Origin of the sequence: Halochromatium roseum (assembly GCF_016653315.1) — a bacterium.
Taxonomy (GTDB): Bacteria; Pseudomonadota; Gammaproteobacteria; order Chromatiales; family Chromatiaceae; genus Lamprobacter; species Lamprobacter roseus.
The window spans coordinates 1-10,015 of record NZ_NHSH01000001.1; the positions used below are offsets into that span (position 1 = coordinate 1).

Annotated in this window: 12 protein-coding genes and 1 tRNA gene; 10 read left to right on the top strand and 3 right to left on the bottom strand. The window is 61.5% G+C overall.

The features are described 5' to 3' along the window. The first annotated feature begins 189 nt into the window (after positions 1-189). From CCR96_RS00005 to CCR96_RS00035, 10 genes are all read left to right on the top strand, one after another. On the top strand, positions 190-597 hold the full coding sequence (locus CCR96_RS00005; RefSeq protein ID WP_338035784.1) for an FxsA family protein: 408 nt from the start codon (positions 190-192) through the stop codon (positions 595-597). Positions 598-889: 292 nt separating this feature from the next. Continuing rightward, positions 890-1,180: a co-chaperone GroES gene (gene groES, locus CCR96_RS00010; RefSeq protein WP_201214990.1), complete on the top strand. Its 291-nt coding sequence runs from the start codon at positions 890-892 to the stop codon at positions 1,178-1,180. A gap of 113 nt (positions 1,181-1,293) precedes the next feature. Continuing rightward, complete coding sequence (groL, locus tag CCR96_RS00015) at positions 1,294-2,934, top strand: chaperonin GroEL (protein ID WP_201214991.1); 1,641 nt, start codon at positions 1,294-1,296, stop codon at positions 2,932-2,934. 274 nt (positions 2,935-3,208) lie between these two features. Then, positions 3,209-4,072 carry a serine hydrolase gene (locus tag CCR96_RS00020; protein WP_201214992.1) on the top strand — a complete coding sequence of 288 codons (864 nt, stop codon included), beginning with the start codon at positions 3,209-3,211 and terminating at the stop codon, positions 4,070-4,072. A 96-nt stretch (positions 4,073-4,168) separates the two neighbouring features. Further along, positions 4,169-5,020, top strand: coding sequence for a type III pantothenate kinase (locus CCR96_RS00025; protein WP_201214993.1), 852 nt, complete (start codon positions 4,169-4,171; stop codon positions 5,018-5,020). A 246-nt stretch (positions 5,021-5,266) separates the two neighbouring features. Beyond that, a tRNA-Thr gene (locus CCR96_RS00030) sits at positions 5,267-5,342 on the top strand. A gap of 543 nt (positions 5,343-5,885) precedes the next feature. Next, complete coding sequence (locus tag CCR96_RS24950; RefSeq protein ID WP_274601044.1) at positions 5,886-6,011, top strand: hypothetical protein; 126 nt, start codon at positions 5,886-5,888, stop codon at positions 6,009-6,011. Further along, the gene (locus tag CCR96_RS24955) at positions 6,008-6,133 is read left to right on the top strand and encodes a hypothetical protein (protein ID WP_274601045.1); all 126 of its coding nucleotides are present in this window, start codon (positions 6,008-6,010) and stop codon (positions 6,131-6,133) included. Before CCR96_RS24950 ends, CCR96_RS24955 begins: the two co-directional genes overlap by 4 nt. Beyond that, positions 6,130-6,255, top strand: a complete 126-nt coding sequence (locus tag CCR96_RS24960; protein ID WP_274601044.1) for a hypothetical protein — start codon at positions 6,130-6,132, stop codon at positions 6,253-6,255. The genes CCR96_RS24955 and CCR96_RS24960 overlap by 4 nt, the downstream gene beginning before the upstream one ends. After that, positions 6,252-6,551, top strand: coding sequence for a hypothetical protein (locus CCR96_RS00035; protein WP_201214994.1), 300 nt, complete (start codon positions 6,252-6,254; stop codon positions 6,549-6,551). The genes CCR96_RS24960 and CCR96_RS00035 overlap by 4 nt, the downstream gene beginning before the upstream one ends. Before the next feature lie 1,048 nt (positions 6,552-7,599). Here the strand turns inward: CCR96_RS00035 and CCR96_RS00040 are convergent. Genes CCR96_RS00040 through CCR96_RS00050 form a run of 3 tightly spaced genes read right to left on the bottom strand, consistent with a single transcriptional unit; the run spans position 7,600 to position 9,904 of the window. Further along, positions 7,600-7,947, bottom strand: coding sequence for a hypothetical protein (locus tag CCR96_RS00040; protein WP_201214995.1), 348 nt, complete (start codon positions 7,945-7,947; stop codon positions 7,600-7,602). Next, positions 7,944-8,498 carry a hypothetical protein gene (locus CCR96_RS00045; protein WP_201214996.1) on the bottom strand — a complete coding sequence of 185 codons (555 nt, stop codon included), beginning with the start codon at positions 8,496-8,498 and terminating at the stop codon, positions 7,944-7,946. Before CCR96_RS00045 ends, CCR96_RS00040 begins: the two co-directional genes overlap by 4 nt. An 11-nt stretch (positions 8,499-8,509) precedes the next feature. Next, complete coding sequence (locus tag CCR96_RS00050) at positions 8,510-9,904, bottom strand: DUF927 domain-containing protein (RefSeq protein ID WP_201214997.1); 1,395 nt, start codon at positions 9,902-9,904, stop codon at positions 8,510-8,512. Positions 9,905-10,015: the final 111 nt, after the last annotated feature.

Below are 10,015 nucleotides of genomic sequence, written 5' to 3' on the forward strand. Positions count from 1 at the left end.
CGTTGGTAGATCAGCACGGAGTTGTGCGCATCATGGCGTTCAGGACGGAAACCGAGCGTCGAGGCTGTGGCGGTTTGAATCAGACAAATCCGGACAAACGTCCGGGTCATTGCGTCGGCCGAGCCATGTCAGGCGAGCCATGCCAGGCGCGTTATAAGCGAGACCCGAGTTATGTGGATTTTCCTTCTTTTGTTCGTCTTTGCACCACTGATCGAGCTGTACTTCCTGATCCAGGTCGGATCGGTCATCGGTGCGCTGCCGACCATTCTGCTGTCGGTCCTGACTGCGGTTGTCGGTGGTTATTTGGTGCGCATGCAGGGTGTGACGGTGTTGATGCGGGTGCGCGCGATGCTGGACCGCGGCGAGACGCCGGCGTTAGAGCTTCTCGATGGCGCCGTGCTCTTAATCTGCGGCTTTGCGCTGATGTTGCCTGGGTTCATCACCGATGCGGTGGGCTTTGCGCTGCTGATGCCGCCGGTTCGCCATGCATTGATCCGTCGATACGTCGATCTGGTGCCGGTTCAGCCTGAGGTCATCGTACGCGAGGAGCGCTCGACCCGACGCACCATCGAGGGCGAGTGGCGCCGCGACGACTGAGGCTCGGCTTGAGGGACGGCTTGCTTCGATGGCATGAGGGGCTATCGGTGACATGCGAGGTTGTGCGTTAGGCCATGGTTGAAGCCGATGGCTGGTTTGCGCAAAAAGTTCAACTCCCCCTTGACACACGGCAGATGCCGCCTATTATTAGCACTCGCTCGAGATGAGTGCTAACACCCGACCGCAACGGTTGGTTGTGGGCAGCACCAACAGTTCGACGCCGGCGTCGGGGCAGAGCCCGTCCCGGTTCACCATCCCAACAGTCAACTTTAAGCCCTGAGGACTCCCACTCATGAAGATTCGTCCCTTGCATGACCGCATCGTGGTCCGTCGCATGGAAGAAGAGCGCACCTCCGCTGGGGGTATCGTGATCCCTGATTCGGCGACTGAAAAGCCGATCCAGGGCGAGGTCATCGCTGTCGGCAACGGCAAGATCATGGATAACGGCGACACCCGCGGCCTCGACGTAAAGGTCGGCGACAAGGTGCTGTTTGGTAAGTACTCCGGCACCGAGGTCAAGCTCGACGGTGAGGAGTTGCTGGTGATGCGCGAAGAAGACGTCATGGGCGTCGTCGAGGGCTGAACCTCAGGTTCGCTGCATCCCTAGCCGGATAGACTAGCTAGATGGACTAGCCAGATAGACTAGCCCAATAGATTCGTTCGACACCACACAGATTTGATCGAGGAAACAACGCGATGAGCGCAAAAGAAGTCAAGTTCGGCCTAGACGCCCGCAACCGCATGGTCGAGGGTGTGAACATCCTGGCCAATGCCGTCAAGGTCACCCTGGGCCCGAAGGGTCGCAACGTGGTGCTGGAGAAGTCCTTCGGCGCCCCGACTGTGACCAAAGACGGCGTCAGTGTCGCCAAGGAGATCGAGCTTTCCGATAAGTTCGAGAACATGGGCGCGCAGATGGTTAAGGAAGTGGCCTCGCAGACCAGCGATATCGCCGGCGACGGCACCACCACTGCGACCGTGCTAGCTCAGGCCATGGTGCGCGAGGGCATGAAGGCGGTGGCCGCTGGCATGAACCCGATGGACCTGAAGCGCGGCATTGATAAGGCGGTTGAAGCGGCTGTTGGCCAGCTGAAAGAGCTGTCCAAGCCCTGCTCGAACAACAAGGAGATCGCCCAGGTCGGCACCATCTCTGCCAACTCCGACGACTCGATCGGCGAGATCATCGCCGAGGCCATGGAGAAGGTCGGCAAGGAAGGCGTGATCACGGTTGAAGAAGGCAAGTCGCTGCACAATGAACTCGACGTCGTCGAGGGGATGCAGTTCGACCGCGGCTATCTGTCGCCCTACTTCATCAACAACCAGCAGAGCCAGACCGCTGAGCTGGAAGACCCCTTCATCCTGCTGCACGACAAGAAGATCTCCAACATCCGTGATCTGCTGCCCGTGCTTGAAGCCGTCGCCAAGGCCGGTCGTCCGCTGATGATCGTCGCCGAGGACATCGAGGGTGAGGCCCTGGCCACCCTGGTGGTCAACAGCATCCGCGGCATCATCAAGGTCTGCGCGGTCAAGGCGCCAGGCTTCGGCGATCGTCGCAAGGCCATGCTGCAAGACATCGCCATCCTCACCGGCGGTACCGTGATCGCTGAAGAGGTCGGTCTATCGCTGGAGAAGGCGACCCTGAACGAGCTCGGCTCGGCCAAGCGCGTGCAGATCAGCAAGGACGAGACCACCATCATCGATGGCGCCGGCTCCGACTCCGAGATCAAGGGTCGTTGCGACCAGATCCGCGCCCAGGTCGAGGAGACCACCTCTGACTACGACCGCGAGAAGCTGCAAGAGCGTCTGGCCAAGCTGGCTGGTGGCGTGGCAGTGATCAAGGTCGGCGCCGCGACCGAAGTCGAGATGAAGGAGAAGAAGGCACGCGTCGAAGACGCCCTGCACGCCACCCGTGCTGCGGTGGAAGAGGGCATCGTTGCCGGTGGTGGTGTTGCGCTAGTGCGCACGCTGAACAAGATCCGCGGTCTGACGGGGATCAATCACGATCAGGATGCCGGTATCAAGATCGCACTGCGGGCGATGGAAGAGCCGCTGCGTCAGATCGTCATGAATGCCGGTGACGAAGCTTCGGTCGTGTTGAACAAGGTGGCCGAGGGCGATGGCAACTACGGCTACAATGCCGCCACCGGCGAGTACGGCGACCTGGTCGACATGGGTATCCTGGACCCAACCAAGGTGACCCGTACCGCACTGCAGAACGCCGCGTCGATCGCTGCACTGATGATCACCACCGAGGCCATGGTGGCCGAGGAGCCGAAGGACGAGCCGGCGATGCCGGGTGGCGGTGGCATGGGCGACATGGGCGGCATGGGCATGATGTAAGCCCATAAGCCCGGCGATGTGATGCCGCCATCTAGCCTCTACCGTCGGTAGGCTGCTACTGGCTGGCACGCCTAGAAAGCCCCGCTTCGGCGGGGCTTTTTGCTTTCGGCATCGCCATTCTTACGCCCCCGTTAGGCACAATGTGCTGCAGCACTTGCCTGCCGGAAACGCAACATTGATCGATCGAAAAATGTGCCATACTGTTTTTTGATCAGCCTTTTGATCGACCTTTTGATCTCCTGTGTGAAACCGATACCTACGGAAAAGTTCTGAGATGTCTTCTCGATACTCGAGCTGGCGCAGCAAACCCGTGCTTGCCTTGTTGCTGCTAGTTGCGCTGAACGCGCATGCGGCTGGTCCTGAGATCCAATCTGGAACCGCGTTGATCATTGATCACGAAGGTAATCGGCTGTTCGAGCGCAATCCAACCGAGATTCGTCCGATCGCCTCGATCACCAAGCTGATGACAGCGATGGTGGTCATCGATGCCGATGTCCCGCTCGATGACCGAATCACCATTACTGAGGCCGATCGGGACCGACTGCGCTGGAGCCGTTCGCGATTGCGTATCGACGAGGCCAAGCTGTCACGGGCTGACCTCTTGCGAACGGCCCTCATGTCCTCTGACAACCGTGCCGCTGCGGCCCTTGGACGCACCACTTTTGCCGGTGGTACGCCTGCCTTTGTCGCGGCGATGAACGAGAAGGCGCAATCGCTTGCGATGCACGACACCCAATTTGCCGATGCGAGCGGTCTCGATGGCGGCAACCAATCGACAGCCGAGGACTTGGTGCGTCTGCTCAACGCCGCCGCACGCTACCCCTTAATCCGCGAGATCACTTCCACCGGCGAGGTCGACATCAGCCCACATCCCGGACGTGGTCCGCTACAGTACCGCAACACCAATCCGCTGACCCGCGACGAACGCTGGACCGTAGAGTTATCCAAAACCGGTTACCTTAATGAGGCAGGGCGCTGCCTGGTGATGCAGGCCGTGATCGAAGATCGCCGTGTCTACGCCATCTTTCTCAACGCCCAAGGCAAGCTTACGCCGATTGGCGACGCCAACCGGCTGCGTCAATGGCTTGCCGAAGCGGGCGAGTTGAAGACCACCAGTTTGAGCGCTCGACATCAGTGAGTGCCGGACATCAGCGCACATGAGACTTCAGTGGCGTGAGCACGACCCGCTGTCCGCCTTGTATCCTGAATGCTGCAGGCACGGCTGGCGACCTCTATGAAACTGCTGGTAGAGATTGGTAACACCAGCCTAAAGTGGGCTCTGCTGGATGCGGAATTGCCAGGGCCAATGGTCGCCGCACGGCATTTCGGCTCGCTACCCATTGATGTGCTGGCCAGCTGGGAGAAGCTCGAGTCTGTCGATGGCGTGCTGGTCGCGAGTGTTGGGCCGGCGTCCGTCCTCGATGCCGTCAGCTCCGCCACGGCGGCCTACTGGCAATGCCCCCTTGAGCGCATCGAATCCCAAGCCGCAGCTTGGGGTATTCAAGTTGCCTACCAGGAGCCAGCGCGGCTCGGTGTCGATCGCTTCTTGGCCTTGATCGGCGCCCAATGGCTCGCTGAGCGGCCCGAACTGTTGGCGAACGCTGAGCCTGATCCGGTGCGAGCAGAGCCGAAATCTGTCACTGCCGTGATAGCAACAAAACCCCTCCATGATTCGGAGTCGCCGCAGACACCCGAGCAAGGCTGCGCAACCCTGGTCATTGATGCCGGTACGGCGATCACCTTCGACGCACTGCTCGCCGACGGTCGACATCGAGGGGGGCAGATCTTGCCCGGCATCGCCATGCTGCGCGAGAGCCTGCTGCAAGGGACTCGCTTGCCCCCGCACCAAGCCCAGGATCATTACACTCCCTGGGGCGCCGACACAGGCCCGGCGATTTCCGCCGCCAGCCTCCAAGCCCCCGCTGCCCTCGCCGAGCGCCTTAGAAGCGCCCTGCAGCAAGAAACGGGAAAGATACCGCGCCTGATCATCACCGGCGGCGACGCGGATCGCTTGGTGCCATTGCTCCGCAGAACTATCCATCTGCAACCCGACCTGGTACTGATGGGGCTTGCCCGCTTTGCCTGAATTGTTTAGTCCCGGGTGATCATATTCCACGAAGGAGTTATCCTTTGCTGCGTACCCGCGGAGTGCTGGAGTGGGAGACTGACGTTGGTACAGCAAAATCCAAAGTGCCGTCGAATCGTAACAAACTGCAACCTCGCATTGAGTTCAAGGCCATACCTCGCTTAAACTCTGAGTCTGAAACAGAGGCAAATCCTGTCTTCGGCCCCTCGAGAACCGCTCGGATTTTAGGTTTGCGCCCCGAGCATTGCTGGCGTAGCTCAGTTGGCAGAGCAGCTGATTTGTAATCAGCAGGTCGTCGGTTCGAATCCGTCCGCCAGCTCCATTAAAAACAACGGGTTAGCTTCATTGGGGCTAACCCGTTTTTCTTTGCGTCACCATAAAGTCACCAAGCGGATTGGTTTCGTGGTGACGCGGATCAGCAGGGGCTCGATGCCGGTGCTCTGGCTGTACCAGGGCCAACAGGATCAGCAGGGGCTCGATGCCGGTGCTCTGGCTGTACCAGGGCCAACAGGATCAGCAGGGGCTCGATGCCGGTGCTCTGGCTGTACCAGGGCCAACAGGATCAGCAGGGGCTNNNNGGCTGTACCAGGGCCAACAGGATCAGCAGGGGCTCGATGCCGGTGCTCTGGCTGTACCAGGGCCAACAGGATCAGCAGGGGCTCGATGCCGGTGCTCTGGCTGTACCAGGGCCAACAGGATCAGCAGGGGCTTGATCTCGGTGCTCTGGCTGTACCAGCTCAGCAAGGAGGTGCTTCTTCGACATGTAGGTGATGCCGGTGCTCTGGCTGTACCAGGGCCAACAGGATCAGCAGGGGCTCGATGTTGGGTTCTGGCTGAACTGTTGGTGGAGATCAGCAGCTTCTCGATGAAGGTGCTCTTCGACATGCAGGTGATGCCGGTGCTCGGACTGCACCAGGGCCAACAGGATCAGCAGGGGCTCGATGTTGGGTTCTGGCTGAACTGTTGGTGGAGATCAGCAGCTTCTCGATGAAGGTGCTCTTCGACATGCAGGTGATGCCGGTGCTCGAACTGCACCAGGGCCAGCAGGATCAGCAGGGGCTCGATGTTGGGTTCTGGCTGAACTGTTGGTGGAGATCAGCAGCTTCTCGATGAAGGTGCTCTTCGACATGCAGGTGATGCCGGTGCTCGGACTGCACCAGGGCCAACAGGATCAGCAGGGGCTCGATGTCGGGTTCTGGCTGAACTGTTGGTGGAGATCAGCAGCTTCTCGATGAAGGTGCTCTTCGACATGCAGGTGATGCCGGTGCTCGGACTGCACTGGGGCCAGCAGGATCAGCAGGGGCTCGATGCCGGTGCTCGGGTGTTCTCAAATCTCGCGGTTGCGGCCGGCAGGGCGCGGGGTTCCTTGCGCGTGGTCTTGCTGGGCTTTGGCTGCACCAGCTCGGCAAGGTTGCTGCTCGGTGCTGGTGGTCGCTGGCGCTTGGCTCGGGTGCTTGTGGGGGCGCCAGATCGGCCGGCAGACGCGGCGGATTTTGGCCTTGTTCCGGTGGTTTGGCTCGGGTTGCCGTAAGCAGTAGTAACAGGCGGTAGATTTGTCCCCAATGTCCCCAGTGCGTCCCCATGTGCTGGGGACAGCTCGGCGGCTTTAAGGCTCTGATCTATAAGCGGTTTCCGATTTGTCCCCAATGTCCCCAGTGTCCCCAGCTATTTTGCAGCACTCAGCAGAAAATAGCTGTAGACGATAGGGGTGCAGGGACGGTGTACCCACAGGAGTCGTATATGTATATGTGTATTACTGGACAACACACAGGGGGTTGGTGGGGACTAGGGGACACTACAGGTTTTTTTGCTGAGTCATGTAAAACGGCTGGGGACACTGGGGACACTGGGGACAGGTCTAACAAAGCGATTTAAAACAGAACCTTAGAGCGTTTTCCTCTGTCCCCACTTGATGGGGACAGGGTGGGGACATTGGGGACAACTTTACGCTGTGGTGCGATGACCTACGGGCGAAGCGTGCCGGGCGGTAATTTTCGGCTGTTGGAGGGCGGTCAACGGGCGCCGATTAAGGGGGGTGTTCGGGTGCTGGCGCCTCGCTCGATGCGGGCCGATCGGTGGCGATGGCGGCAGGGCGGCGCGGCCGACGCTCGGCTGTACCAGGGTTAACGGGATCGACCCGGCTCGATGCCGGTACTCGGCTCAGGCTTTGATCTCTCGGCAACCATCGGCAAAATCTATAAGAACAGAACTATTGGTGGCTGTTGCCTATGGGAAATTCCCCGAGAAACCGGGGCGCCAAATACCCGCGTAGGCGAATGCTTCAGGAAGGACCCAAGTCCTATAGCTTAGGGCCTATTGGGTCTGGGCTTGTTTCTGGATGGTGGATGTGGGCTATGGAATCTCAGCCAGTGCCGGGGCTCGGTTCGGTTGCACCAGGGCCAGCAGGATCAGCGGGGGCTTGATGCCGGTGCTCAGGCTGCACCAGCTCCAGCGGGATCAGTAGGGCCTCGATGCCGATGCTCGGCGGGGATTCTCTTCACTGTAGGCTCAGGCGGCGGCGTCGGTCTAGCAAGCGCAAGAATAGCCTCTCGGCGCCTCAACCGGGCGGCGGCGGGCGGCTAGTGCCTGGCTCGGTCGGGCGGTAAGGGAGCAAAGATCAGTTGTCGGACGCGTAGACCGGGGGCGATCTGGTAGACGATGACGGCGGCTAGGTGTTGACCGGGTGGCGTCGCGGCGCGGCCTTCGCTTCCAAGGGGCGGGCGGCGGCGAAATCGGATCGCGGGGTAATGCTCGAAGAATCGGGCGTCGCTCTCGCTCGCGGCATCTTCGGCGGCGCCGTCTTCGGGGGTGAAGTGCTCGGCGATCTGTTGCAGTAAAGGACTAGCGGCAAGTGTCGCGCGGGCTGTTTGGGTGGTGTCTTGGGCGCGCGCTCGCTGGCGTTGGCGCTTCTTGTGCTTGTGGCTCATGGTGTCGGTGCTCGGTGGTGCTTTGTTTTGTGCCGTGATGTTGCTCCGGGTTGTGGGGCCTCGGGGTTCTCGCTCAGGGCACGGGCGAAGGCTTGCAGGGTTTCGGGTTGGTGCTCGATCTCGGGCCATAGGTCGGGCTCGATGGCGGCGAGATCGGCGCGGGTGTAGCCGAACCAGGGGCCGGCGGGGTCGATCGCGGTTGATGCCGGCGGGTTTGCTACGGGGCTCGGCTGTTGTTGGGTGCTTGCGGTGGGGGTGGCTGGTTCGGCGATCGGGTCAGGGTGCAGCCGGGCGGCCGCGGCTTCGGCTTCAACTCGGGATAGACCGCCGTCATATTCCATGATCGCGGCGCGCTCTTCGCGGGCTTCAATGTTTGCATGTTGTCTTGCTTTCTTGATGACATGCTGGCTTGCTGACTTGTTGGATGGCGGCGCGCTAGCCTGGGGATGGGCCGCGGTGTGATCGGTTGATGCTGCGGCCGGCTCGGGCGCGTTGGTTGGTGGCTTGGGCGTTGGGTCGCCGAAGATACGGCTTAGGGCTTCCAGGTCCATCAGGCGGGGCCTTAGAACGCGGGCGCGGCGTCGGTAGCCTGGGGCGGTGCGTCGGATGACTGCTCGCCGGGTTGGGCGTCGGGCTCGGGCTCTGGCTGCTCTAGATCGGAGCGGAAGACATAGACGCGCTGGGGATTGGCGAAGCCGGGGAGTCGGACCTTTTGAGTCGGTCGGTTGCCGTCGCCGGGTTGCAGGATGCCGCGGCGGATCAGCAGTCGCGCGGCATCGTTGGGGTTGTGGCCTTCTACGATCTCGCGGGCGAAGGTCTCGCGGAAAACGTAGTAGATCAGACCTCCGGCGCAGTCGGCCGGATCGTCTTTGTATCCGGCTTGCCGGGGGACTTCGGGGGCATGATCATCTAAGGCTCGGTTCTTCCACCTTAGCCGGTTGCTATGCTGCTCAAACCAATGTCGGACTTGAGCAATCAGCTCGCGCTCTTCGGCGGGAATGGCTCCGCCTCGGGCGTCTAACCAAGCTCGGAAGCAGACCAGGGCGGCATCGCGGGCGGCGCCAGCGGGCCAGCCGGTCAGGCCGGCGGCGGTGGCTAGCTCGCCTCCAACGGCGACCAGGCCGAAGCGGGCGGCGACACGGCGAACTTGACCGGGTAGGTTCGGGATGTCTGCCAGGGCGGCGGCGGTGAAGCTGTCGCGGTGCTGTTTGATGAGGGCCGGAAGCTCGGCGCGTTGAGCAATCAGGGCCTCGATGTAGGCAACGAAGGGGGCGCCGTAGTAGGTCGCGGCAGCATCGGTCAGGCGAAGGGCGAAGGCGGCGCCGTCAGGCTCGGCGTGAAGGTGCTCAAAGCAACCATGACCCGCGCCAGCATCGGCCGGGATTTCGGCCATGCGGACCTCTTGACCGGCTCGGGTTCGCTTGTTGGCGCTAGCCATGTGCTCGCTTAGGCCGATCTCGCCGGACGATAGGAACAACAGTCGCCAGCGTTTGACTGGGCGCGCGTCGCCGTTGCGGCCGGCTCGGGCCTTGCCGGTGCCGTTCGCCAGCATATAGGCGACTTCTCCGGCGGCCTTTGGCTCCATTTGTCCCAGTTCATCAAGCGGCAGCATGGCATCGTTATGCAGCTCGGCTAGCGACTCTAGGCTGTTGTCGGTGGCTCGCCAGCGTTGCAGGTATTCGGGCGATCCGCAGACGGACCCGGCGGCGCGCTGAATGGTGGTCTTGCCGGACGAGCTGGCGTCGGTACTGGTTCCGCGCAGATGGAAACCTCCCGACTCGGCGCCGATCAGGTGCAGCAGCGGCGCGGCGAAGGCGACCGAAACGCCAAAGGTCAGGCGTGAATTGCCAATGCACAGGGCACCGACATGCTGGCGCCATTCGGCGGTTGTGCCGCGGGTGGCGAACGCGGGACCTTCGGACAGCTCCGCGGCGAGTACAACGTGTAGTTCCGGCAAACGTGCGTGATCCCTTGACAGGGTAGTGACTAGGATGTCGCCGGTGCAAAGCCATCACCGGAGGCCCTCATGAACACCGCAACCGCGCCGCTACCGCCATCGCCATCGCCA